Below are 24,426 nucleotides of genomic sequence, written 5' to 3'. Positions count from 1 at the left end.
TTATGGTCGCTGCAAGATCGATCGCAATCGAGTTGGTAATCTTATCCAGGGGACAAACAGATGTTCGTGCTTCGTTCGACCTTAGCGTGTCTGGGAAAGCAAATCTTGTTCCGACCCCATATTCCAAACAGGCTCTAAGCCTGGGTCAGAAACTGCTCCGGCTTGAAGTCGTAGGCCTTGGAGCAGAACTCGCAGTTCACCCGGATGACGCCGTCCTCGGTGGAGTCGACGATCTCCTCGGCGGTAAAGCCGTCGAGGATGCCGCGGATGCGCTCCTCCGAGCAGGAGCAGCGGTCCTCGACGGGCGTACCTTCGAAGACGCGCACGCCGTGCTCGTTGAACAGCCGGTAGAGCAGCCGCTCCGAGCCGACCTTCGGATCGAGCAGCTCCTCATGCTCGACTGTCGCAACCAGCGCCAGCAGCTCCTGCCAGGCGGCATCGGCGACCTCCTGCGGCGCGGCCAGCGGATCGTCGCCGCCGGGCAGGTCGGGCACGCGGGTCCGCTCGGCCGCCTTGGGCAGGAACTGCGCCAGCAGCCCGCCGGCGCGCCAATGCTCGTGGCTGCCGCCATTGCCGGGCAGCACGATCTTGCCGACCGACAGTTTCACGTCCGTCGGGATCTGCTCCGACTGGCGGAAGTAGGTTTTCGCCGCTTCCTGCAGGTCGGTGCCGTCGAGCGCGACGATGCCCTGGTAGCGCTGGGTATGTTCGCCCTGGTCGATGGTCAGCGCCAGAACGCCGTTGCCGAGCAGTTTTCCCGGCGCGGCTTCCCCGGCGGCGACCACCGCTTCCAGCCGCTCCGCGTCGAAGCGTGCATAGGCGCGCAGCGACGTTGGCGTCGAGAAATCCGCCACCACCATGTCGACCGGCCCGTCGGTGCGGGTCTGGAGGATGAATTTCCCCTCGAACTTCAGCGAGGTGCCGAGCAGCACTGTGACCAGGCAGGCTTCCGCCACCAGCCGCGCAACCGGCTCCGGATAGGCGTGGCGGGCAAGAATCTGGTCGAGCATCGGCCCGAGCTGGACGATGCGGCCGCGCACATCCAGCGCTGCGACCTCGAAGGGCACCACGTCGTCGTCTCCGGCAAAGCCGATATCGCCAAGCTTTCGCTGCTTGCTCATCGCACCAATCCTTCCGGCTCCGCGGGCGGATCATGGCCGCCACGGACACCGCTTACAATCGCATGTTCAGGGTGTTGGCGCAGAAATAGGGGCGCTGCCCCGGCGGTTCAAGCGCGCAGGCACCAGGCGAGCACCGCCTTCTGGGCATGCAGCCGGTTCTCTGCCTCGTCGAACACCACCGAATGCGGACCGTCGATGACCTCGTCGGTGACTTCCTCGCCGCGATGCGCCGGCAGGCAGTGCATGAACAGCGCGTCGGGATTGGCGCGTTTCATCAGCCTGTCGTTGACCTGATAGGGCAGGAATACGTTGTGGCCGCGCGCCCGGTGCTCCTGGCCCATCGACACCCAGCAGTCGGTGACCACGCAGTCGGCGCCCTCGACCGCTTCCTCGGCGGTCCTGGTGAAGGCGACGCTGCCGCCATTGGCCCTGGCCCAGTCGACATATTTCTCGGCCGGCTCGCTGCCCTCGGGCACGCCGACATTGACGTTGAACGAGAAGCGCGCCGACGCTTCCAGCAGGGAATGCAGCACGTTGTTGCCGTCGCCGACCCAGGCGAAGGTCTTGCCGGCGACCGGACCGCGGTGCTCCTCGAAGGTCATGATGTCGGCCATGATCTGGCAGGGATGGGTGTCGTCGGTCAGCCCGTTGATCACCGGAACGGTGGCGCTCTCGGTGAGTTCGATCAGGCGATCATGCGAGGTGGTGCGGATCATGATGGCGTCGACATAACGCGACAGCACTTTCGCCGTGTCGGCGATTGTCTCGCTGCGGCCGAGCTGCATCTCGGTGCCGGTGAGCATGATGGTCTCGCCGCCGAGCTGGCGCATGCCGACATCGAAGGAGACGCGGGTGCGGGTCGACGGCTTGTCGAAGATCATGGCAAGCACCTTGCCGTCGAGCGGCCGCGAGCGCTTTCCAGCCTTGATGTCGGCCTTGCGCAGGCCGGCATCGGTCAGCATGGCGCGCAGCTCGGCGGCCGGGACGGTCGACAGGTCGGTGAAATGCCTTATGCCGTTCTGCATTGCGCGGACGTCCTATTCCGCCGCGGCAGGCGTCGAGAGCCGGGCGGCGGCGGCGTGGATGCGGCCGAGCGCGTCGCGGATCTCCTCGTCGCTGACGGTGAGCGGCGGCAGCAGCCGCACGACATTGTCGCCGGCAGTGACCGACAGCATCTTTTCGTCGCGCAGCGCCGCCTGCATCTTCGTGTTGGGAACCCGGCACTTGATGCCCAGCAGCAGGCCGGAGCCGCGCGCTTCCTCGATCGCCTCGGGGAACTCGTCGGCGACGGCGGCCAGCCCCTGCTTCAGCAGCAGCGCCTTGCGCTTGACCTCGTCGAGGAACCCGTCGGCCAGCACCACGTCGAGCACGGCGTTTCCGACCGCCATCGCCAGCGGATTGCCGCCGAAGGTGGTGCCGTGCACGCCTGCCGTCATGCCCACGGCGGCTTCGTCGGTCGCCAGGCAGGTACCGACCGGGAACCCGCCGCCGATGCCCTTGGCGATCGCCATCAGGTCGGGCGCAACGCCGGACCACTCGTAGGCGAACAGTTTTCCGGTGCGGCCGACGCCGCACTGGACCTCGTCGAAGATCAGCAGCAGGCCGTGTTCGTCGCAAAGCTCGCGCAGCCGGCGCAGGAACGGCGCCGGCGCCTCGCGGATGCCGCCCTCGCCTTGCAGCGGCTCGATCAGGATCGCGGCGGTCTCCGGCACGATCGCCTTCTCGACAGCCTCGATGTCGCCGAAAGGCACCTGGTCGAAACCGTCGGCCTTGGGGCCGAACCCTTCCAGGTATTTCGCCTGGCCGCCGGCGGCGATGGTGGCCAGCGTGCGGCCGTGGAAGGCGCCCTCGAAGGTGATGGTGCGGAAACGCTCGGCGTGGCCGGAGACATACTGGTAGCGGCGCGCCGTCTTGATCGCGCATTCCAGCGCCTCGGCGCCCGAATTGGTGAAGAATACCTTGTCGGCAAAGCTGTTGGCGACCAGCCGCTCGGCCAGGCGGCGCTGGCCGGGGATCTCGTAGAGGTTGGAGACGTGCCAGAGTTTTTGCGCCTGCTCGGTCAGCGCGGCGACGAGGGCGGGATGGCTGTGGCCCAACGAATTCACGGCGATGCCGCCGGCGAAGTCGAGATATCGCTGGCCGTTTTCCTCGATCAGCCAGGAGCCTTCGCCTCGCTCGAAGGACAGAGGCGCGCGGGAAAAGGTTTCGTAAAGCGCCGATCCGCTCATCATATCATCCCCGATACCCAGGAAATCAAAAAGCCGCCGAAGCGGCGGCTCTTTCGGCGCATATTGGGTTTTTCGGCCGCGAAGTCAACGAAAACGTCGCCTGGACCAGCGGCAGGGCAGCCAAAGCCGGGCATCCGAGACCGCAGCACGCGCATCGCCTATTTGGCCGGCTTGCTTCCCGTCAGGAGGCAAGTTGGGGAAAACCCAATTTTCCGATTCGTGTTGCATACGGGACTCTTGTCACGGAGTCAGCCAATACGTTACGTAGAGAGCACGAGATAGCTAGATATCGTGCGGCGACACTCATTTCACCTGTATATGTGGTGTCAGCCCGGTTTTGTGTGACCGGGGAGGTGGAAGGATTCAGACGTTTCCGCACGCGGCGTCAGGAGATCGACCCATGCTGTGGACGGATGAACGCGTTGAAACCTTGCGCAAGCTTTGGTCGGAGGGCCTCAGCGCCAGCCAGATTGCCGCCCAGCTTGGCGGGGTCAGCCGCAATGCCGTCATCGGCAAGGTGCATCGCTTGAAGCTTTCCGGCCGCGGCCGCGCCAGTCCCGCGCCTACACGCCAGAAGAAGCCGGCCCAGCCGGCAGCCGCGAAACCGCAGCCGCGCCCCGCTCCGCCGCAGGCGCGGACAATCGCAGCGTCGATCGGCGCGACGGCGCTGCAGACGCAGTTCGATGCCGAGCCGGTCGTCCGCCATGTCAATCGTCCGACCGAGGACGTTGTGGTGCCGATCTCGCGCAATCTCCAGTTGATCCAGCTCAACGAGCGGACCTGCAAATGGCCGATCGGCGATCCGCTTGCCGAGGGTTTCCACTTCTGCGGCAACGATTGCGCCGAAAGCGGCCCATACTGCCGCTACCACGCCCGCCTCGCCTTCCAGCCGGCGTCTGAACGGCGGCGCATCCGATAGGCGTCAAGCCCCGCGGTTCAGCGTCAGCGTTTCGCCATCGGCGGGTATCAGCAGGCGCGAGGCTGAAACGCCCGCGGCTTCGGCGGCCTCGCGCAGATCGCGGCGGGTAGCCGTTGCGTGGTCCAGCGCTTCCATGTGGGTCGCAACGACAACGGCATCCGGCGCCGCCGCGCAGACCGACAAGGTGTGGGCCGCATCCATGACGATCAGGTCGCCGTCCCAGCGCGCGCCGCAGGAGTGGGTGACGATGACGTCGGGCGCCGTCGCCGCGATCGTTTCAGCGACCGGCGGATAAAAAACCGTATCGCCCGCCCAATAGACTTTGGGCTCGCCATGCGCCTCCAGGCTGAAACCCATGACGGACCCCATCTTCTCCACCACCGGCCCCAGCCCGTGGCTGCCCTCGCGCCGGGTCAGGCGAATGCCGTTCCAGGTGAGGCTGTCGTCAAGCGGCGTCACGTCGGAAAAACCGAGCGCGCGGATCGCCGCCTCGTCACCCGGCTGGCAGATCAGCGGCAGGTTTTTTGGCAGGCTGGCCTGGGCGACCGCATCGAAATGATCCTGGTGCAGGTGCGACACGATAACCAGTTCCACGCCTTCGAGGATCGCCTCGACGTTTTCGGGCAGTTCGACCATCGGGTTCTGCGAACGCCCGGTGAAAGACGGCCGGCTGTGCTTCGGCCCGAAATCGGGATCGATCAGCAACGTCCTTCCGGCATAATTCAGCTTGAGCGTCGCGTTGCGCAGGAGTTTCAACTGCATCCGTATCTCCACCGATTTGCGGCCACCCAGTGGCCTTCGATGGCCACGCTATAGTCGACACGCGGCGATTGGGCGAGAGGGCGGTCACGCATTGCGGCCAACTCGGCCCGCCACAATCTGGTGAGCTATCATAGCCCCCATTTTCTCCCTCCGCTTGCGATCAGATCCCCAACCAGCCGGCGGCCGCCGACTATAAAGAAGATCGTGACACCTCCAGCCTCTCCGGATTGTCTATCGGTGTTAACACCAGAGTTAGGGGCGCGACGGTCGCATCTAGCCCGTCATCGCCCGCGGCATTTCCTCCCCGACGACTAGGTCTAACTCGCATGTCTGCTTGCCGGCAGCACGCGATGGATGGCCTGCAAGGTCATTTTCACTCCTTATTGATGTACCAGCGCCTTGTGATGCGTGCCTGGAGGTTGTGCAGCGTCGCCCGCTCACCTATGTTCCGCACGTTGCGGGGGCAATCATGACAAATCGCGTCAAGTCATTGGAGCTACAGCGACTTGCCAGGACGGCAGCGATGCCGGAAGGCAAGCCGGCGACCGACAAGGTCCTCTACCGCTGGCACAACGAAGTGCCTGACCGGAAGATCGTCGAGGAAGCGCTACTCTGCATGGAGCAGGGCCTACCCTTCCTGGCCTTCGACAGACAGTGGCGCGTCACCTATTGCGAGATCGACGAGACCGATTGCTTTGCAATCGAAGGTGTTGAGTGGAAGTGACCGCCCCCGCGAAGACGAAGACGCCTCCCCGGCGCCCAAGGCGGTATCTTAGCTATTCTCCGCCACGCCTTGATCGCCGGCCGTTCCAGCACCTGTGTGGCGCGCCGGTTACGCAATGACGCTCTGCGCCAGCGTCACGTTGTGGCTCTTGTCTTCCTTCGGCCGGTTGGGCGGCATCTGCTCGCCGGTGACTATGTAATAGATCGCCTCGGCGATGTTGGTTGCATGGTCGCCGATGCGCTCGATGTTCTTGGCGCAGAACAGCAGATGCGTGCAGGGCGTGATGTTGCGCGGGTCCTCCATCATGTAGGTCAGGAGTTCGCGGAACAGCGAGGTGTACATGGCGTCGATCTGGTCGTCGCGGTCGCGCATGGCGGCCAGCCGCTCGACCGAGCGCGTGGCGTAGACGTCGAGCACGTCCTTGAGCTGGGTGAGCGCCAGGTCGACCAGCGCCTGCAGCCCCCGGAACGGGCTCGCCGGATCGAGGCCGTCGCTGACCGCCACCGCGCGCTTGGCGACATTCTTGCCGAGATCGCCGACGCGCTCCAGATCGGCCGCGATGCGGATGGCACCGATGATCTCGCGCAGGTCGCTGGCGAGCGGCTGGCGCCTGGCGATCATCAGAATCGTGCGCTCGTCGATCTCGCGCTGCGCCTCGTCGAGCATGAGGTCGTCGGCGATCACTTTTCGGGCCAGCGTGAGATCGGCGTGGACAAGAGCCGACACGGCCTGATCGACCATGCGCTCGGCATGGCCGCCCATCGCCGCGATCTTGCGGGTGAGGTATTTCAGCTCGTCGTCATAAGCGCTGACGATGTGATGCGAAGGCATGGCGGTCATGTTTCTATCGTCCTTCGGGACGCGTCAAATCAATCTGGTGAGAATCAATAGACCAGCCGTGTTACAGATTGAAGAATTCGGCTCATCTGGCCGGCAGATGCACGGTGAACGCCGCCCCCTCGCCCAGCTTCGAGGTGATCGACAGCCTTCCCTTGTGCCTGGTTAGGATGTGCTTGACGATCGACAGGCCTAGCCCGGTGCCCTTGTGCGAACGGCTGTTCTCGACATCGGCGCGATAGAAGCGCTCGGTGATGCGGGGAATATGCTCCTCGGGAATGCCGGGCCCGAAATCGCGCACCTCGATGGCGACTTCGCCCTCGCCGGAATGGGTCGCGGACAGGACCACGCGGCCGCCCGACTGGCCGTATTTGCAGGCGTTCTCGACAAGGTTCTCGAAGACCTGGAAAAGCTCGTCGCGATCGCCCGGCACCTCCATCTTCGCCTCGCCCAATCGGTTCTCGATGACCACGCCGCTCTCGGCGGCAAGCGGCTTCAGGGAATCCACCACACTCTCGATGACCTGGCGCAGGTCGACCTTTGCGCCGCCGACGGCCATTGCCTTCATCTCGAGCCGCGACAGCGACAGCAGATCGTCGATCAGCCGCGCCATGCGCGCGGTCTGGTTCTGCATGATCTGCAAGAACTGCTCGCGCGCCGCCGTGTCGTTCTTCGCCGGACCGCGCAACGTTTCCACGAAGCCGGCTATGGAGGCCAGCGGCGTGCGCAGTTCGTGGCTTGCATTGGCGATGAAGTCGGCGCGCATGCGGTCGATGCGGCGGGACTCGCTCTGGTCCTTGAAGACGATGACGAACAGGCCGGTGCCGCGCCCCACCGGCGTGGCGGTGACGCGGAGCACGCGTTCGATCGGGACACGTTCGGTGTATTCGACCGTGGTCGAAGCCGGGTGGTCCGACAGCATCGCCTCGATCAGATCCTGCATTTCCGGCGCGCGGAATTTCAGCGGCATCGATATGCCGGGCTGGACATCGCCAAAGGCCGAGGCCGCGGCGCTGTTGGCGAGCGTGACGACGCCGCGCCGGTCGAAAACGATCAACGGATCGGCAACGGCGGCGGCAAGTCTGTCGGCGGAAAGCCCTTGCGCCATCGGCGCATCGGCGAGCGACACGGCACCGCCCGGCCGCTCCGGCAAGACACGGCGCGGCGCCAGCGAGGCGGCGACCAGCAGCAGGAGGACAGCGGCGGCGAGCAGCAGACCGGAGCCGCCGCCCGCGAGATGCAGCAGCAACGCGACGGCCACGGCCGCGGCAAGCAGCCAGCGCGCCTGCCACAGCCGGCCCCGAACAAGCCGCGCGAGCCGCCGGCCATTGGTTGCTTCGGAGGTGTCCGTCATCGCCCACGCACGCCGGATCTGTCGGTTTCCCCCACGGATTGCTTCTGGACCGGCGTCATGTCACCCAATAGCATGAATCGAAAAGCGAAAGTGGTCCGGCATGAAAAACGACAAGAGTAAAGCCGAGATGACAACAGGCTGCATCAGGATCGATGTCGGCGGCAAGGAGCGCCTTTTCGACATAGACGATCCGGTGCTGCCGGACTGGGTCGACAAGCACAAGCTGACCTGCGGCGGCTACCCTTACGACGAGAAGATGGACAAGGACGAATATGAGGAGACGGTCGAGCGCCTGCAGATCGAACTGGTAAAGCTGCTCGCCTGGATGCAGGCCACGGGCGAGCGCGTCATGGTGGTGTTCGAAGGGCGCGACGCGGCCGGCAAGGGCGGCACCATCGACACGCTCCGGCAGTACATGAACCGCCGCACCGCCCGCAACGTCGCGCTGACCAAACCCACCGAGACCGAGCGCGGCCAATGGTATTACCAGCGCTATGTCGCCCAGTTCCCGACGGCGGGAGAGTTCGTCACCTTCGACCGCTCCTGGTACAATCGCGCCGGCGTCGAGCCGGTGATGGGCTTCTGCACGCCGGATCAGCACGCGCGTTTCCTGGAGGAAACGCCGCAATACGAGGTGGCGATCGTTCGCGAGGGCATCCGCTTCTTCAAGTTCTGGCTCGACCTCGGCCAGGAGATGCAGCTCAAACGTTTCCACGACCGGCGCCACAGCCCGCTGACCAACTGGAAGTTCTCCGACATCGATCTGGCCGGGCTGACCAAATGGGCCGAATACGGCACGGCGCGCGACCAGATGATAGAGACGACGCATACCGACCACGCGCCCTGGATCGTCGTGCGCTCCAACGACAAGCGCCGCGCCCGCATCGAGGTGATGCGGCGCATCTTGAAGTCGATCCCCTACGCCAGGCGCGACGACGCGGCGATCGGCAAGCCGGACAAGAAGATCGTCGGGATGGGGTTGGGATTTATTCGGGACAACTAGGTTGCGGATCGGCGCCAAACCATGTCCAGCGGTGCCGATGACGACGCCATCCGATATGATCGCGCGATAACACGGTTTGCACGATTCCTGTTATCTGTTATAAGGATTGACAGGTAAGAGGCCCGGTATGAACGTATCCATCGGAGAGCGCCTGGAGAGCTTTGTGACGAAGCTCGTCGCGGACGGGCGCTACGGCTCGAATAGCGAAGTGGTCCGCGAGGGACTACGCTTGGTCGAGGAACGCGAAGCGAAACTGCAAGCCCTTCGCGAGACGATCAATTCGTCTATCGCCAGGGGTGGGCGGTTTTCGGCGGACGAAGTGGAAGCTGCTTCGGATAGGCAGCTCGACGCATGGGAAGCCCTGGATCAGAGCGCATAGTGGCGCGCCTTCGTTTTACGGCTGATGCGCAGGATGATCTGATCAACATTACCGCTTACGTCGCCCGACAAAGCGGGAGTCGCGTGCTGGCAACGGCATTTCGCAGGCAACTTCGACAGAAATGTGAACAGCTTGCTTCGTTGCCTGGCATCATGGGACGTGAACGGAACGAGTTGAGGGACGGTTTGCGTAGCTCCGTGTTCAAGAGCTACGTCATCTTCTATCGCTATCTTGGTGACGATCTCGAGGTGGTCAACATCCTCGAAGGCCATCGAGATATGGGTACTTTTTTCGGCGACGAATAGGCGGCGAGTAGCCCGCAGATGGCAAGCCGGTCAAGCCGGGCCGCGTCCGACGGCCCGGAAATGCGGCGTCTTTTCCCAGTGGTGCGGCCGCCGCCAGAGATGCAGCAGCGAACGCCAGGCGGCGAACGACATCATCATCCAGTAGACGGGCGTAAACGTGACCACGCGCCAAAACGCCTTCCGGTCCGGCTTGCGCAAGCTGTACCATCCGAGCAGGAAGAAGGAGAGATAACCGCAGACGATGTTCAGCACATCGACGACCAGCAGCGTGACCTTCCAGCCCAGCGTCGGCTGGCCCAACGCGATTTGCGCGCCGAGATAAAGTGCGAAGGCGATGAGAAGCGGATGGATGAGCGCCGAAACGACAAGGCCGGCATAAAGGATCTGGGCGAGCACGAACGACCGCGCCCCGACGTCGCTGAACAGCATGGCGGGGTCGCGCATGTGGACAAGCCAGGTCTGGCACCAGCCCTTGAACCAGCGGGTGCGCTGCGGCAGCCAGATCGACAGCGTTTCGGGCGCATCCTCCAGCGTCGGCAGACTGATGGTCTCAGTGCGGTAGCCAAAGCGCACGAGGCGCAGGCCGAGATCGGCGTCCTCAGTGACGTTGTAGGGATCCCAGCCGCCGACCTCGTCGAGTGCCGCCACGCGAAAATGGTTGGACGTTCCGCCGAGCGGCAGGACGACGCGCCGTCCCGACAGCCACGGCAGCAGGCCGCGGAACAAGGCGGCATACTCGAAGGCGAAGAGGAGCGGTATCAGGCCGCGCCCGGCATTAGAGATCTCCAGCGGCGCCTGGACGCAGGCCAGCGCCTCGCCGCCGCGCTGGAACCGATGCCAGGCTTCGAGCAGTTGCAGCGGATGCGGGCGATCCTCCGCGTCGTAGAGCACGGCATAGTCGCCCTTGACCAACGGCACCGCAAAGCTCAGCGCCTTGGGTTTGGTGCGCGGCAGGCCGGGCGGCACCTCGATGACCTCGACGTGATGCGGCAGCCGATGAGCCCCGATCGCATCCAGCGTCTGGCGATCGTCGGCCTCGCAGACGAGCTTGATCTCGAGCTTGCTCCTCGGCCAGACAAGCCGGTCGAGCGCCGCAAGCAGTTGCGGGATCACCTCGGCCTCCCCATGCAGCGCAACCAGCACGGAATAGAAAGGCAAATCGGCGGGTGGGATCGCCTCGAGGCCGGGCGGCGTAACCGGCGGCGGTGAGCGAGTGGCAGCAAAGCGCAGGCCGACGCAGGCGAGGAAGAACAGCGAGAAGAAGACATGCGCCGAGAGAAGGACAGCGGAAGTGGCAAGCGCAGCGGCCAACATCAGGAGCACCAGGACCGCGCCAATGAATACACCCTGCCTCGCACTGATGACGAGACGGGCAGAACAGTCCGGCATGCGTTCATACAGACCGTTCCTGGCATCGGCGGCCAGTGACATGCGGCTCCTCTCCAGCACCGCGCGGCGCAGGGCCCGGGGCGTCGTGATGCGCAGCAGCGGGACCAGTGCCTTCTGCCGACGCAGGAGTCCTTTGAGCGTGCTGAGGTTCATGCCCGACGGCGCAATGACCGGGTGCGCCCGGCCATCACGCTCCACGACCTTGACATGCAGATGCTTGCTGCGCGTGCGCAGGAACAGCGCGCAGTCCTCCGGTTTCATGACGAGGCGATCCGGCTCGATCTCCGCCATGAAGCCGACACCGAATTCTTGCCCGATCGCCGAAAACAGGTCGTCCTCGGAAATCAGGTTGGATGCAAGCAATTCGGACTGGAAGTCGGTGCCGTTGTCGACGGCACGTGCGGCTAGCTTGATCACCACATCGGAGGAAATGCACAGTCTGACCAGGATCGGGCGCCAGATGTCGAATTCGGAGAGGAAGAAACCCATCAGCCCGCTTGGCACGGGAGCGGGCTCCAGCGCCTGGCGGAGTGGACCGTGCCGGCCGGGCGGGCTGTCCAGTATCTGCCGGTCTCGAGACGTCAAATCCATCAGCGACATGTCAATGCGCCCGGCACGCGGGCGGCAGATGCAACATGGCGCAATCGGAAGTCCGCAGGACTCGCCCTTCTGCGAGCCCGCACAACGCAAGCACTCGAACAAACGCCCCCATGGCAACGTCCCCGGTTGCCAGATTATCCAAAAGAACTCTATTCGCGTATTGCACGGATTTCCAGTGGGGTGGCAGGATTTTTACTGTCCATCCGAAGGCAATGAGCAAATGTATCCGGATGTGGAAGACCATGTATTTTCCTGCCGTCACGCAGTCCGGCTCTTGGATGTCTGTCCATGAATTTGACCGGAATTCAACTCCTGTCGCGGCGGCGCATGACGGCGAAAGACAGTTTCCGTTCTTTCTGCGCGACACTCGCGGCCATAGTCGTGCTGTTATCCGGTATATCCTCCGCACGTCCGGAAAGCGTGCAGGCACCGATCCTTTGGGACAGCAGGGAACGACTGGCGAAACCCGATCTGTCCGGCATCGATCGACTTCGCTTCCTTACCACGACCGACTTTCCCCCCTTCAACTACCTCGACGGCGAGGGACGTCTGTCGGGCCTGCATGTCGATCTGGCGCGCGCGATCTGCGCCGAACTGGCGCTGACGGACAAGTGCCAGATCCAGGCGCTGCCCTGGAACGAACTGGAACCCGCGCTTGCCAAAGGCGACGGCGAGGCCATCATCGCCGGCATTGCCGTCAATGCGGAGAATCGCTCAAAATTTGCCTTCTCGCGACCCTATCTGCAGTTCCCCGCCCGTTTCGTGATGGCGAGGCCAAAGGCTGTCGCCGAACCGTTGGCCGAGACGTTGAGCGGCAAGCGGGTCGGCGTCGTCGCCGGCTCGGCGCATGAGCGGTTTTTGCGCGACAGGTTTTCTCCCGTCGAGGTGCTTCGCTATGAGCGGCAGGAGGACATGCTGGCCGATCTCAAGGCCGCAAAGATCGACGCGGCCTTTTCGGATGGCATGCGGCTGGCGTTCTGGCTTTCCAGCACCGATGCCGCAGGCTGCTGCCGCTTTGTCGGCGGGCCCTATCTCGCGCCGGACTATCTTGGCGGCGGGCTGGCGATCGCGGTCCCGCCGAACAGCCACGAACTGGCAACGGCCTTCGATGCCGCACTCCAGCAGATATCGGCGAAGGGCATCTTCGCCGAACTCTATCTCCGCTATTTTCCGGTCAGCTTCTATTGAAAAACGCGGCAGCGCCTGCCGTTCCGCCGATCATGTCAGCGTCTTGTGCCGCGCCTTGGTGGCGCGCTCGATCGCGTCCGCGGTGGAATCCTCGACGGCCAGGTTGTGCCGCAGCAACTGCATGATGCGCCGCTCCTCCATGCGCATTTCCATGTCCGCAGTGGCGACTTCGAAAGCGGCGGCGTAAGCGGTGTCGTGGAGATGCACAGGAATGACGGTCACCGCCAGATGGATGACGCGTTCCAGCCCGCCGTCCTCGTGCAGCAGCCGCTGGCAGGCCTGCGCCACCTCGATCAACCGGTTCTCGTCGAAATCCTCGAAGATCGGCCAGGAGCGGATGACGACGCCGATGCGAGCCAGTTCGACGTCGGTCATGTCGCGGTCGGATGCCGAGGTGACCACCATCAGGTAGATCAGGGCTTCGTGCGGGCTTGGTCTGCTCATCCTGTCCCTCCAGTCGACGGAGGCCGAAGGTAGGGATCGCCACCGCCGGCCACAAGCGAAATCGCCCGCGAAACGTTGACGCTGCCTGCCCCGCCGAATAGGGAAGGCGGATTCCCCGGCCACAGGCCGGTCTCAATGGACGATCCAGGAACGACACGATGTCGAGATCCAACATCATCGATCTCAATCCCGAACTGCTTGCGGCCGCCGCCGAGAGCAAAGCGTGGCCGTTCGAGGAAGCCAGAAAGATCATAAAGCGCTACGAGAAGACGGGCTTCCCGGAGACCGTCCTGTTCGAGACCGGCTACGGCCCGTCCGGCCTGCCGCATATCGGCACCTTTGGCGAGGTGGCGCGCACCACCATGGTGCGCCATGCCTTCCGCGTGCTCACCGAGGACAAGGTCGGGACGAAGCTGCTGTGCTTCTCCGACGACATGGACGGCATGCGAAAGATCCCCGACAACGTGCCGGACCGCTCGTTCCTCGAGCCATATCTGCAGATGCCGCTCACCGTCGTGCCCAATCCGTTCGGCGGCGACTATGAAAGCTTCGGCCATCACAACAACGCGATGCTGCGGCGCTTCCTCGACACGTTCGGCTTCGACTACGAATTCGCCAGCGCCACCGACTATTACAAGTCGGGCCGTTTCGACGCGATGCTGCTGAAGGCGGTCGAGCGCTACGACGCGATCATGAAGGTGATGCTGCCGACGCTGGGGCCGGAGCGGCAGGCGACCTACAGCCCGTTCCTGCCGATCTCGCCGAAGAGCGGCCGCGTGCTCTACGTGCCGATGAAGCATGTCGACGCCAAGGCTGGCACCATCACCTTCGACGACGACGGCGCCGAAACCACGCTGCCGGTCACTGGCGGCAGGGTGAAGATGCAGTGGAAGCCGGATTTCGGCATGCGCTGGGCGGCGCTGGGCGTAGATTTCGAGATGTTCGGCAAGGATCACCAGACCAATCAGGCGATCTACGACCGCATCTGCGAAATCCTCGGCGGACGCGCGCCCGAGCACTTCGTCTACGAACTGTTCCTGGACGACGTTGGCCAGAAGATCTCCAAGTCGAAGGGCAACGGGCTGACCATCGACGAATGGCTGACCTACGCCCCCACCGAGAGCCTGGCGCTCTACATGTTCCAGCGGCCGCGGCAGGCGAAGAAGCTCCATTTCGACGTCATCCCGAAGGCCGTGGACGAATATTACAGCTTCCTGGCCGCCTATCCGCGCCAGGAGTGGAAGGAGAAGCTCGGCAACCCGGTCTGGCACATCCATGACGGCAATCCGCCGAAGATCGAACTGCCGGTGAGTTTCGCGCTGCTGCTCAATCTGGTCAGCGCGTCGAACGCGCACGACCGGTCGGTGCTGTGGGGCTTCATCTCGCGCCATGCGCCGGGCGTGACGCCCGCCACGCATCCGGAACTCGACCGCCTGGCCGGCTACGCGATCCGCTATTTCGACGATTTCGTGAAGCCGCGGAAGACATATCGCGCGCCGGACGAGGTCGAGCGCCAGGCGCTGGAGAAGCTGTCGGCGGCGCTGGGCGCCCTGCCTGCCGGCGCCGATGGCGAGGCTATCCAGAACGCGGCGCTCGACGTGGCGCGGCGGATCGAGCGCTACCAGGATCATTCGAAGCAGAGTCCACAAGGCGGACCGGGCGTCTCGGTCGCCTTCTTCCAGATGATCTACCAGGTGCTGATCGGTGAGGAGCGTGGGCCGCGCTTCGGCTCGTTCGCGGCGCTTTACGGCATCGCCGAGACCCGCGCGCTCATTCAGCAGGCGCTGGAGGGGGCGCTGGCGGCGTAGGAAACGCGCCGAGCGGCCCGTCAGGCACGGGTGGCGGCGCGGGCAGGTCCGGAGCGGCCGCCTCCGCCGGATCAGCCAGCGGCGCCGCCAGGATCGCGGTTCCCGACTCGGCAGGCGCCGGCAGGTCGCTGCCCGCCACGGACGCGGCGGGCGCGCTGGTCGAGGGCGGCGGCCCGAATATGCCCTTGCGAGCCTGGGCCGCCACTTCCCCAAGCGCGGCATAGTCGCCGGCGGGCGCGGCGCGCGCCCAGCCGTTTTCGACCAGCCAGGCGGCGGCGTCCTCCTTGCCTACAAGGCAGGCGGCCACGATGGTCTCGCGATCGGCCTCGGGAGGCACGGTGCAGGTGACGGAGCGGCCACGCAACCACGCCCGGAAGGCCGCACGGGCCCGGGCGCCGCATGGCCACGCCCTTCCGGACGATACACAGGTTTCGTCGGGCATGACCGGTTCGACGCCGGCGACCGCGATCTTGTAACCCTTCGCCTCCAACAGCCCGGCGGCCGTCGCGACAGGCTGGAACAGCCTGGTCCCTTTCCATTCGTCCGGCATTTTCGGCTTGGGCGGCAGAGCCTGGCCAATCTCGCTCAGCGCCGCGCGCGGCTCGATCCTCTCCAGTCCTTCGGCGTCGGGCGTGGCCTCCGCGCCTTCCTCGGCCTCGATGGCGCGTGAGGCCGATTGCCGTTCGCCGCCGCTCTTGAAGGCGGGACGTTCCGTGGTGATCGGCGTGCGCGGGGCAATTTCGCCCGTGGCGGCCTCGTCCGGACCTGGCCGCGCGGTCGTCCGCGCCGCCATCTCGGCTTGCCAACGCAGCGCATTTCCGCTTGCGAGAATGAGAATTCCGGCGCCGAGCAGGACAGCCGCTGCGCCGAGCAGGACTGCCGCCCTCCGCACCCTACTGGCTCGCCCAGACGATCCGGGCCAGCCATTCGACGTCGGACATGGCGACCTGTCGGACCGGATGCGACGGGTTTATGGACAGAAGCTCGATCTCTCGCGGGCTGCGGCGCGAAAGCACCTTCGCCATCACCTCGCCCGAGGTGGTCTTCACCACCACGCGGTCGCCCTTGCGCACGGTGGCTCCCGGCTCGACGATCAGCAGGTCGCGGTCACGATACACCGGCAGCATGGAATCGCCCTGGACCTGAAGCGCGTATGCGGTGTCGCCGGCGCTCACCGGCAGCTCGATCAGGTCCCAGCCCTGTCCGACTGGAAAGCCCGCATCGTCGAAGAAGCCGCCGGCGCCGGCCTGGGCAAGCCCAAGCAGCGGCACGCTCGATCTCTGCATCGGCAGGGCGCCGGCCGGCGACCGGTCCGAGACCAGCGAGACGAACTCCTCGATCGAAGAGCTGGTGGCCTCGATGATCTTGGCAAGCGATTCCGTGGACGGCCAGCGCGGCCGCCCATCCGCCGAGCGGCGTTTCGACTTGTTGAAGGCGGTCGAATCGAGGCCGGCACGCTTGGCGAGACCCGAGGTGGACAGCGAATTGCGTTCGGCAAGGGCGTCGATCGCTGCCCAGACACGTTCGTGCGAAAGCATCTCTCGGCTCCGGCCTGCCAAGGAAAAAATACCTTTGCTTTGTAGCGCTTCATGGCGCTGCTGTCCAGCGTGAGGCTGCTGATCCGCACGATGCAAGCGCAGCATCCGTACCGCAATCCGACCGAAATCTGTCAGTCGCCTTTTGCGATCGCCCGCAATTGGTGGTGCGAAGCAACGAATGCGCTTTCGACCTCCGTCGGCGGACGCGGCGGGGCATCGTGTCCCAGCAGGTGCATGAGATCGCCGATCGGCACGAAGCGTCGCTCGCGCCGGTCGTAGACGCCGGCCGTGGTGAGGACGACCGCCGCCGTCCTGCCGTCGTCCAGCACGAAGCGGTGCCGGCCAATCACCGCCGTTCCCTCCCAGGTTTCCAGCGACGACACCACGTCGAACCGCTGCCACAGCCTGATCTCGCGCGCGAACACCGTCTGCAAGCCGCCGAGCATCGGCGCCCAGTGGCGCTGGCGCGCCAGCGCCCACAGGCCGCTGCGCAGGAAAATGTCGATGCGGCCGAGATCGGCCAGCATCATATAGCGCGCATTGTTCAGGTGCAGGTTGAAGTCGAGATCGGTCGGCAGGCAGCGAAACGTCAGACTGCTTGGCGATCCGAACGAATAGCGGCCACGCCTTCCGGTCGTCGCCGCCACCCGGGCGAAGCGTCCCCAGACATACATGGATCGGCCGTCACGCGGCTTTCTTCACCTCGCCCTTCGCATAGGGATCGAAGCGCTGGTAGAAGGTCTCGCCCTTGGCCGCCATGTCGGCCAGCAGTTTCGGCGCCTTGAACTGGTCGCCGAATTTCTTGCGCAGCGTCTTCGCCAAGGCCAGGAATTTCTCCGCGCCGATGCCGTCGATGTATGACAGCGCGCCGCCCGAATAGGGCGCGAAGCCGAAGGCGAGGATCGAGCCGACATCCGCCTCGCGCGGATCGGTGACGATGCCCTCCTCCATCACGCGCGCCGCTTCCAAGGCGATGGTGACCAGGAAGCGCTGCTTCAACTGCTCGACGTCGACCTTTTCCGGTGCAAGCTGCGGGTAGAGGTCCTTCAACCCCGGCCAAAGTTTCTTCTTCGCCGGTTTGGCAGGGTAATCGTAAAATCCCTTGCCGTTCTTGCGGCCGTGCCGGCCATGGGTGTCGACCATCGTGTCGATCAGTTGCATCTGCGCCGGATCGACGGCCTTTTCGCCCAGATCGCGCCTGGTCTGCCGCATGATCTTCTGGGCAAGGTCGATCGCCGTCTCGTCTGTGAGCGCCAGCGGGCCGACCGGCATGCCGGCCATTTTTGCCGCGTTCTCGATCATCGGCGCGGGAACGCCCTCGATCAGCATGCGGTAGGATTCGGCCATATATTGCAGCACACAGCGGTTGACGTAGAAGCCGCGCGTGTCGTTGACGACGATCGGCGTCTTGCCGATGGCGCGCACGTAATCCATGGCAACGGCCAGCGCCTTGTCGCCCGTCTTCTTGCCGAGAATAATCTCCATCAGCATCATGCGGTCGACCGGCGAGAAGAAATGGATGCCGATGAAATTCTTCGGCCGGGCCGAGTTTTTCGCGAGGCCGGTGATCGGGATCGTCGAGGTGTTGGAAGCGTACACCGCCGTGGATTTGAGGACGGCTTCGGCCTTCTCGGTAGCCGCCTTCTTGACTTCCGAATCCTCGAACACCGCCTCGATGACCAGATCGCAGCCGTCGAGCAGGGCATAGTCGTCGGTCGGCGTGATCAGCGACAGCAGCTTTTCCTTGTCCTCCGGCTTGGCGCGGCCCTTTGCCACCGCCTCGGAGATCAGGCTGTCGGAATGCGCCTTGCCTTTCTCGGCGGAGGGCACGTCGCGGTCGAGCAGGACGACCGGAATGCCGGCCTTGGCCGTCACATAGGCGATGCCGGCGCCCATGAAGCCGGCGCCGAGCACGCCGATCTTCTTGAACTTTGTCGAGGCCACGCCCTGCGGGCGGCGCGCGCCCTTGTTGAGTTCCTGCAAGGACACGAACAGCGAGCGGATCATCATTGCCGCCTCGGTGGTCTGCATGATCTCGGTGAAATAGCGCTGCTCGATCCTGAGCGCGGTCTCAAACGGCACCAGCAGCCCCTCATAGACGCATTTCAATATGGCGATTGGCGCGGGGTAGTTGCCAAAAGTTACGCGACGCAGGATGGCGATGGCCGGCGGCCAGAGATTGGCGCCCGCCGCCGAATAGACCGGGCCGCCGGGGATCTTGAAGCCCTTCTCGTCCCAGGGCTGCACCGGCTTCAGCCCGGCGACGATCATCGCCTTGGCCGCGTCGATGAGCTTTTCCGGCGCCACGACCTCGTGGACGAGGCCCATGGCCTTCGCCCGCTTCGGCGTCAGCGTCTGGCCGGTGGTCAGCATCTGCAAGGCTTCCTGCGTGTTGGCCAGCCGCGGCACGCGCTGGGTGCCGCCGGCGCCCGGGAAAATGCCGACCTTGACCTCGGGCAGCGCCAGCTTGACCTTGTCGCCCTCCGCGACGACACGGCCATGGCAGGCAAGCGACAGTTCGAATGCGCCGCCCATGCAGGTGCCGTTGATGGCCGCGACCCACGGCTTGCCTGACGTCTCGAGTTTCCGCCACAGCCAGCCCATGCGGCCGGCGCCGTCGAACAGCAGTTTTGTCGCCTTCTCCGGGTCCTTCGCCTTTTCGGCATGGAAAATGCCCAGCATGCGCTTCAGCATGTTCAGATCGGCGCCGCCGGAAAAGCTGTCTTTGCCAGAGGTGATCACCGCGCCCTTGATTGCGGCGTCGCCGGCAACCCGGTCGATGATCTTCTCCAGCTCGTTCATCGCCTCCTCGGTGAAGACGTTCATCGAGCGGTCGGGCATGTTCCAGGTGACGAGGGCGATGCCGTCGGCGTCGGTGTCGACGGTGAAGTTGGTGTAGTCAGCCATCGTCGGCCCTCTCAATAGATAACGGGATTGACTGTCAGGGAGACTTTTTGGCCGCCCTCGTAAAATTTCGCGCCGGTGTTGATGGCGAGCAGCCAGCCGTCGGCGCGCTCGAGGCGGACCCTGAAGCCAGGGCGGACCGCCTTTTCAAGCGCGGCGCGCGGCACCTGCATTTCGAACGGCACGCTGTTGTGCTGCCCGCCGCTTTTCACCTCGACCTCGGCGATACGCTCGGCCTTTCTGTCCATCACGCCCTGCTCCTCAAGACGAATCTTCAGGATTCCGGCCGGCAGCGGGCCTTTTTCCGCGTAAGAGACGGTTCCGCTGAGGTGCATCGTTTTCTCCGAGCCAGAGGCGGCAGAAACGGTACCGGCCAACGACAGGACGGCCGCCGAGCCGACGCCGGCGAGCATGACCCGGCGATTGGCGGCGACCGCCATCACACACGCTCGATGATGGTGGCGGTGCCCATGCCGGCGCCGATGCAGAGCGTCACCAGCGCGGTGTTGAGATCGCGCCGCTCCAGTTCGTCCAGCACCGTTCCGAAAATCATCGCGCCGGTGGCGCCAAGCGGATGGCCCATGGCGATGGCGCCGCCATTGACGTTGATCTCCTTCGGGTCGATGTCGAAGGCTTGGATGTAGCGCAGCACAACGGCGGCAAAAGCCTCGTTGAGCTCGAACAGGTCGATGTCCTTCAGCGTCATCTTGGAGCGCTTCAGCAGCTTTTCCGTGACGTCGACCGGACCGGTCAGCATCATCGCCGGCTCGGAGCCGATATTGGCGAAGGCTTTTATGCGGGCGCGCGGCTTCAGGCCCATGGATTTGCCGGCCTTCTTCGACCCGAGCAGCACCGCCGCCGCGCCGTCGACGATGCCGGAGGAATTGCCGGCGTGGTGGACGTGGTTGACCTCTTCCAGTTCCGGATAGCGCTGAACGGCGACGGCATCGAAACCGCCCATCTCGCCGGGCATGACGAAGGACGGATTGAGCGAGGCCAGCCCCTGCATGTCGGTGCCCGGCCGCATATGCTCGTCGCGGTCCAGAATGGTCATGCCGTTCTGGTCCTTGACCGGAATGACCGACTTCTTGAACCACCCCTTTTCCCAGGCATGGGCGGCGCGCTTCTGGCTTTCGACCGCATAGGCATCGACGTCGTCGCGCGAAAAACCGTGCTTGGTGGCGATCAGATCGGCGGAGACGCCCTGCGGCATGAACCAGCCCGGCAGGCCGACAGAGGGGTCCATGAACCAGGCGCCGCCCGACATGCCCATGCCGACGCGCGACATGGATTCCACGCCGCCGGCGATGACGATCTCGTCGGCTCCCTGGGCGATCTTGGCCGCGCCGAAATTGACGGCATCCAGACCCGAGGCGCAGAAGCGGGAAATCTGCATGCCCGGCGCCTTCATGTCGTAGCCGGCCTCGAAGGCGGCCGAGCGCGGGATCACCGAACCCGCCTCGCCCACCGGATCGACGCAGCCGAAGATGATGTCGTCGACTTGCGCCGTGTCCAGCCCGTTGCGGTCGCGCACAGCTTCCAGCACCTTCGCGCCGAGCCGCACCGCCGGCACCTCGTGCAGCGAACCGTCCTTCTTGCCGCGCCCGCGCGGCGTGCGCACGGCGTCATAGACATAGGCTTCGGGCATGATGAACTCCTTCAAGTGTTGATTTGCCAAAGCGATGCATCGCTTTGGCAACAGCACCCCCTCACCGGCCCTTCGGGCCACCTCTCCCCCTGCCCCGGGGGAGAGGATACGCAGCGGCGGCGATTGGCGCTCACCTTGCGGCCGGCTATCCTCTCCCCCCGGGCAGGGGGAGAGGTGGCCCGAAGGGCCGGTGAGGGGGTGCTTCCAGTTTCCTGCCTACAAACTCCTGGCAATCAGCAGTTTCATGATCTCGTTGGTCCCGCCGTAGATGCGCTGCACACGGGCGTCGCGGAACATGCGGGCAATCGGATATTCGTTCATATAGCCATAGCCGCCGAAGAGTTGCAGGCATTCGTCGACCACTTTTCCCTGAAGGTCGGTCAGCCAGTATTTGGCCATGGACGCCGTCGCCGGGTCGAGGCCGCCGGCGATGTGCCTGACGACGCAGTCATTGTAGAAGACGCGGCCGACGGTCGCCTCGGTCTTCAGCTCGGCCAGCTTGAACTGGGTGTTCTGGAAATCGAGGATCGGCTTGCCGAAGGCCTTTCGCTCCTTGACGTAGTCGATGGTAACGGCGAGTGCCCGCTCGATCATGGCAATCGCCTGACCGCCGATCAGCAGCCGTTCCTGCGGCAATTGCTGCATCAGTTGGACAAACCCCTGCCCTTCCTCGTGGCCGAGCAGGTTGGCGGTCGGCACGCGCACGTCGTTGAAGAACAGTTCGGAGGTGTCGTTGGCCTTGAGGCCGATCTTGTCGAGGTTGCGGCCGCGCTCGAACCCTTCCGCGCCGTCGGTCTCCACGACGATCAGCGAGACGCCCTTGGCGCCCTGCGCCGGATCGGTCTTGGTGACGACGATGACGAGATTGGCGTGCTGGCCGTTGGTGATGAAGGTTTTGGAGCCGTTGATGCGGTACTGGTTGCCGTCCTTCTCGGCCCGCGTCTTGACGCCCTGCAGGTCGGAGCCGGCGCCCGGCTCGGTCATGGCGATGGCGCCGATCAGCTCGCCGGTTGCCAGCCTCGGCAGCCAGGTCTTCTTCTGCTCCTCCGAGCCGTAGTGGAGGATGTAGGGCGCGACGATGGCGTTGTGCAGCACGATACCGAAACCGTCGACTCCGGCATGACCGATCGCCTCGATGATGGCGCTCTCATGGGCGTAGGTACCGCCCGAGCCACCATATTCCTCCGGCATCGAAGCGCACAGCAGCCCTGCCGCGCCGGCCTTTTCCCAGGAGGCGCGGTCGACCATCTCGTTCTTCTCGAACTCGTCATAGCGCGGCGCGATCTCCTCGGCCATGAAACGGCGCGCCATGTCGTAGAGCATGGCGACCTCGTCGCCAGCCCATGCGGGTTTCGGCAAGTCGAGAATTTCTGTCGGATCGGTCGCCAAGAGCGTCTCCCATCGCCTCTTCGCTCAGATGGTTTCTATACCAACTCTGTTCAATCATGAACAGAGTTTATGGACTGCTGCGTCAGAACGCTTCCGCCGGCAGCGCCATCATCGTATCGGCGCCCGACGAGATGCGGGCAAGGTGCGCCGCGGTCTCGGGCATGACACGCTCCATGAAATAGCGGCCGGTGACGAGCTTGTTCTCGTAGAACGATGTAGCGTCGCCGGCACCGTTTGCCAGCTTGTTTTGCGCAGCCTTGGCCATCTGGCCCCACATGTAACCGAGCGACACAAGGCCGAAGAGGTGCATGTAGTCGGTCGAGGCGGCCCCGGCATTGTCGGGCTTCGCCATGGCGTTCTGCATCAGCCACATGGTGGCGGCCTGCAAATCGTTCAGCCCCTTCTTCAGCGCCTTGGTGTACGGCGCCAGCTTCTCGTCGGAGCGGCCGGCCTCGCAGAACTCGCCGACTTCCCTGAAGAAGTTCTGGATGGCGCGGCCGCCATTGGCGGCGAGTTTTCGGCCGACGAGGTCGAGCGCCTGGATGCCGTTTGCGCCCTCGTAGATCATGGCGATGCGGGCATCGCGCACGAACTGACTCATGCCGTGTTCTTCGATGTAGCCGTGGCCGCCGAACACCTGCTGGGCGGCGACGGCGTGGTCGAACCCCTTGTCGGTGAGCACGCCCTTGACGATCGGCGTCATCAGGCCGAGCGCGTCGTCGGCCGCCTCGCGGTCATGATCGTCGCCGGAGCGGTTGGCGACGTCGGAGCGGATGGCCGTCCACAGCACGAAGGCGCGGCCGGCCTCGTTGAAGGCCTTCATGGTCATCAGGTTGCGGCGCACGTCGGGGTGGACGATGATCGGATCGGCCGGCTTGTCCGCCGCCTTCGGACCGGACAGCGAGCGGCCCTGCAGCCGCTCCTTGGCGTAGGCGACCGCGTTCTGGTAGGCGGCCTCGCCGACGGCGAGCCCTTGCAGGCCGACGCCGAGCCGCGCCTCGTTCATCATGGTGAACATGGCCTTCAGCCCGGCGTTCTCCTCTCCGATCAGCCAGCCGCTCGCCTCGTCATAGTTCATGACGCAGGTGGAATTGCCGTGGATGCCCATCTTCTCCTCGATGGAGCCGCAGGAAACGCCGTTGCGCTTGCCCGGATTGCCAGCCTCGTCGGGAATGAACTTCGGCACGATGAACAGCGAGATGCCTTTTGTGCCCTGCGGTGCGCCCTCGATGCGGGCGAGCACCAGGTGCACGATGTTTTCCGCAAGGTCGTGCTCGCCGGCGGAGATAAAAATCTTCTGGCCGGAGATTTTGAAGCTGCCGTCGCCCTGCGGCGCGGCGCGGGTGCGCAGCAGGCCGAGGTCGGTGCCGCAATGCGGCTCGGTCAGGTTCATGGTGCCGGTCCAGGCGCCCTCGACCATCTTCGGCAGATATTTCTGCTTCTGCTCGTCGCTGCCGTGGACGACGATCGCGGCGATGGCGCCCTGGGTGAGGCCGGCATACATCATCAGCGCCATGTTGGCGGAGACCATGTATTCGCCGACGGCGGTGTGGACGCAGTAGGGCAGGCCCTGGCCGCCGAATTCGGCCGGCACCGCCAGCCCCATCCAACCGCCGGCGCGGTATTGATCGAATGCGTCCTTGAACCCCTTGGGCGTCGTCACCGAGCCGTCTTCGTGACGCTCGCAGCCCTGCATGTCGCCGACGCGGTTCAACGGCTGCATGACGTTCTCTGCAAGTTTGGCGGCCTCGCCCAGAATGGCCTCAAGCACATCCGGCGCGGCGTCGGAGAAGCCCGGCAGGTTGGAATAGCGCTCGTAGCCGAGCACCTCGTTGAGTACGAACAACGTGTCCTGAACCGGCGCCTTGTAGGTCGGCATGCTTCCT

The 24,426-nt window shown here is 64.7% G+C and carries 23 protein-coding genes; 7 read left to right on the top strand and 16 right to left on the bottom strand.

Going from position 1 to position 24,426, the window contains the following annotated elements; all coding sequences use genetic code 11:
* Window positions 1–134: 134 nt before the first annotated feature.
* The 3 genes from RB623_RS25535 to RB623_RS25525 form a co-directional block, all read right to left on the bottom strand.
* Window positions 135–1,121 carry an Hsp33 family molecular chaperone gene (locus tag RB623_RS25535; protein WP_308059928.1) on the bottom strand — a complete coding sequence of 329 codons (987 nt, stop codon included), beginning with the start codon at window positions 1,119–1,121 and terminating at the stop codon, window positions 135–137.
* A 107-nt stretch (window positions 1,122–1,228) separates the two neighbouring features.
* Window positions 1,229–2,146 (bottom strand): ornithine carbamoyltransferase, encoded by a 918-nt coding sequence (gene argF / locus RB623_RS25530; protein WP_308059927.1) that lies wholly within the window; start codon window positions 2,144–2,146, stop codon window positions 1,229–1,231.
* A gap of 12 nt (window positions 2,147–2,158) precedes the next feature.
* On the bottom strand, window positions 2,159–3,349 hold the full coding sequence (locus RB623_RS25525) for an aspartate aminotransferase family protein (protein ID WP_308059926.1): 1,191 nt from the start codon (window positions 3,347–3,349) through the stop codon (window positions 2,159–2,161).
* Between the two features lie 400 nt (window positions 3,350–3,749).
* On the opposite strand from RB623_RS25525, the gene RB623_RS25520 reads away from it, so the two are divergent.
* Window positions 3,750–4,268, top strand: a complete 519-nt coding sequence (locus tag RB623_RS25520; protein ID WP_308059925.1) for a GcrA family cell cycle regulator — start codon at window positions 3,750–3,752, stop codon at window positions 4,266–4,268.
* Window positions 4,269–4,271: 3 nt separating this feature from the next.
* Here RB623_RS25520 and RB623_RS25515 read toward each other — a convergent pair whose 3' ends face one another.
* The gene (locus RB623_RS25515; RefSeq protein WP_308059924.1) at window positions 4,272–5,030 is read right to left on the bottom strand and encodes an MBL fold metallo-hydrolase; all 759 of its coding nucleotides are present in this window, start codon (window positions 5,028–5,030) and stop codon (window positions 4,272–4,274) included.
* A gap of 469 nt (window positions 5,031–5,499) precedes the next feature.
* Here RB623_RS25515 and RB623_RS25510 point away from each other — a divergent pair, with 469 nt between their 5' ends.
* The gene (locus tag RB623_RS25510) at window positions 5,500–5,754 is read left to right on the top strand and encodes a hypothetical protein (protein WP_308059923.1); all 255 of its coding nucleotides are present in this window, start codon (window positions 5,500–5,502) and stop codon (window positions 5,752–5,754) included.
* 108 nt (window positions 5,755–5,862) lie between these two features.
* On the opposite strand, the gene phoU is transcribed toward RB623_RS25510, so the two are convergent.
* Both phoU and RB623_RS25500 read right to left on the bottom strand, forming a co-directional pair.
* Window positions 5,863–6,585, bottom strand: a complete 723-nt coding sequence (phoU, locus tag RB623_RS25505; protein WP_308059933.1) for a phosphate signaling complex protein PhoU — start codon at window positions 6,583–6,585, stop codon at window positions 5,863–5,865.
* A 91-nt stretch (window positions 6,586–6,676) separates the two neighbouring features.
* Window positions 6,677–7,945 (bottom strand): ATP-binding protein, encoded by a 1,269-nt coding sequence (locus RB623_RS25500; RefSeq protein WP_308059922.1) that lies wholly within the window; start codon window positions 7,943–7,945, stop codon window positions 6,677–6,679.
* Window positions 7,946–8,045: 100 nt separating this feature from the next.
* On the opposite strand from RB623_RS25500, the gene ppk2 reads away from it, so the two are divergent.
* From ppk2 to RB623_RS25485, 3 genes are all read left to right on the top strand, one after another.
* Window positions 8,046–8,948, top strand: a complete 903-nt coding sequence (gene ppk2 / locus RB623_RS25495; RefSeq protein WP_308059921.1) for a polyphosphate kinase 2 — start codon at window positions 8,046–8,048, stop codon at window positions 8,946–8,948.
* A 127-nt stretch (window positions 8,949–9,075) separates the two neighbouring features.
* A complete protein-coding gene (locus RB623_RS25490) occupies window positions 9,076–9,327 on the top strand; it encodes a type II toxin-antitoxin system ParD family antitoxin (RefSeq protein WP_308059920.1) in 252 nt (83 codons plus the stop codon).
* Window positions 9,327–9,632, top strand: a complete 306-nt coding sequence (locus RB623_RS25485; RefSeq protein WP_308059919.1) for a type II toxin-antitoxin system RelE/ParE family toxin — start codon at window positions 9,327–9,329, stop codon at window positions 9,630–9,632. The genes RB623_RS25490 and RB623_RS25485 overlap by 1 nt, the downstream gene beginning before the upstream one ends.
* Window positions 9,633–9,662: 30 nt before the next feature.
* Here the strand turns inward: RB623_RS25485 and RB623_RS25480 are convergent, their stop codons facing one another.
* Window positions 9,663–11,621 (bottom strand): glycosyltransferase, encoded by a 1,959-nt coding sequence (locus tag RB623_RS25480; RefSeq protein WP_308059918.1) that lies wholly within the window; start codon window positions 11,619–11,621, stop codon window positions 9,663–9,665.
* Between the two features lie 327 nt (window positions 11,622–11,948).
* Between RB623_RS25480 and RB623_RS25475 the strand changes: the two genes are divergently transcribed.
* Window positions 11,949–12,809 carry a transporter substrate-binding domain-containing protein gene (locus RB623_RS25475; protein WP_308059932.1) on the top strand — a complete coding sequence of 287 codons (861 nt, stop codon included), beginning with the start codon at window positions 11,949–11,951 and terminating at the stop codon, window positions 12,807–12,809.
* 30 nt (window positions 12,810–12,839) lie between these two features.
* Here RB623_RS25475 and RB623_RS25470 read toward each other — a convergent pair whose 3' ends face one another.
* The gene (locus tag RB623_RS25470) at window positions 12,840–13,253 is read right to left on the bottom strand and encodes a tellurite resistance TerB family protein (protein WP_308059917.1); all 414 of its coding nucleotides are present in this window, start codon (window positions 13,251–13,253) and stop codon (window positions 12,840–12,842) included.
* Window positions 13,254–13,411: 158 nt separating this feature from the next.
* On the opposite strand from RB623_RS25470, the gene RB623_RS25465 reads away from it, so the two are divergent.
* Window positions 13,412–15,061 carry a lysine--tRNA ligase gene (locus RB623_RS25465; protein WP_308059916.1) on the top strand — a complete coding sequence of 550 codons (1,650 nt, stop codon included), beginning with the start codon at window positions 13,412–13,414 and terminating at the stop codon, window positions 15,059–15,061.
* On the opposite strand, the gene RB623_RS25460 is transcribed toward RB623_RS25465, so the two are convergent.
* The 8 genes from RB623_RS25460 to RB623_RS25425 form a co-directional block, all read right to left on the bottom strand.
* Window positions 15,024–15,953, bottom strand: a complete 930-nt coding sequence (locus RB623_RS25460) for a thermonuclease family protein (RefSeq protein WP_308059915.1) — start codon at window positions 15,951–15,953, stop codon at window positions 15,024–15,026. The genes RB623_RS25465 and RB623_RS25460 overlap by 38 nt on opposite strands.
* Before the next feature lies 1 nt (window position 15,954).
* Window positions 15,955–16,599, bottom strand: coding sequence for a helix-turn-helix transcriptional regulator (locus tag RB623_RS25455; RefSeq protein WP_308059914.1), 645 nt, complete (start codon window positions 16,597–16,599; stop codon window positions 15,955–15,957).
* A 131-nt stretch (window positions 16,600–16,730) separates the two neighbouring features.
* Window positions 16,731–17,273 (bottom strand): thioesterase family protein, encoded by a 543-nt coding sequence (locus RB623_RS25450; protein ID WP_308059913.1) that lies wholly within the window; start codon window positions 17,271–17,273, stop codon window positions 16,731–16,733.
* Between the two features lie 10 nt (window positions 17,274–17,283).
* Complete coding sequence (locus tag RB623_RS25445; protein ID WP_308059912.1) at window positions 17,284–19,506, bottom strand: 3-hydroxyacyl-CoA dehydrogenase NAD-binding domain-containing protein; 2,223 nt, start codon at window positions 19,504–19,506, stop codon at window positions 17,284–17,286.
* Between the two features lie 11 nt (window positions 19,507–19,517).
* Window positions 19,518–19,943 carry a YbaY family lipoprotein gene (locus tag RB623_RS25440; protein ID WP_308059911.1) on the bottom strand — a complete coding sequence of 142 codons (426 nt, stop codon included), beginning with the start codon at window positions 19,941–19,943 and terminating at the stop codon, window positions 19,518–19,520.
* Window positions 19,943–21,151 (bottom strand): acetyl-CoA C-acetyltransferase, encoded by a 1,209-nt coding sequence (locus tag RB623_RS25435; protein ID WP_308059910.1) that lies wholly within the window; start codon window positions 21,149–21,151, stop codon window positions 19,943–19,945. The genes RB623_RS25440 and RB623_RS25435 overlap by 1 nt, the downstream gene beginning before the upstream one ends.
* Window positions 21,152–21,367: 216 nt before the next feature.
* Entirely contained in the window at window positions 21,368–22,474 is a 1,107-nt protein-coding gene (locus RB623_RS25430; protein WP_374121744.1) for an acyl-CoA dehydrogenase family protein, read from the bottom strand.
* A 148-nt stretch (window positions 22,475–22,622) separates the two neighbouring features.
* Window positions 22,623–24,419: an acyl-CoA dehydrogenase C-terminal domain-containing protein gene (locus tag RB623_RS25425; protein ID WP_308059908.1), complete on the bottom strand. Its 1,797-nt coding sequence runs from the start codon at window positions 24,417–24,419 to the stop codon at window positions 22,623–22,625.
* Window positions 24,420–24,426: the final 7 nt, after the last annotated feature.

This window comes from Mesorhizobium sp. LHD-90 (genome assembly GCF_030929505.1).
Taxonomy (GTDB): domain Bacteria; phylum Pseudomonadota; class Alphaproteobacteria; order Rhizobiales; family Rhizobiaceae; genus Kumtagia.
The sequence above is the reverse complement of the archived record's forward strand: the minus strand, read 5'-3'. Positions and strand labels throughout refer to the sequence as shown.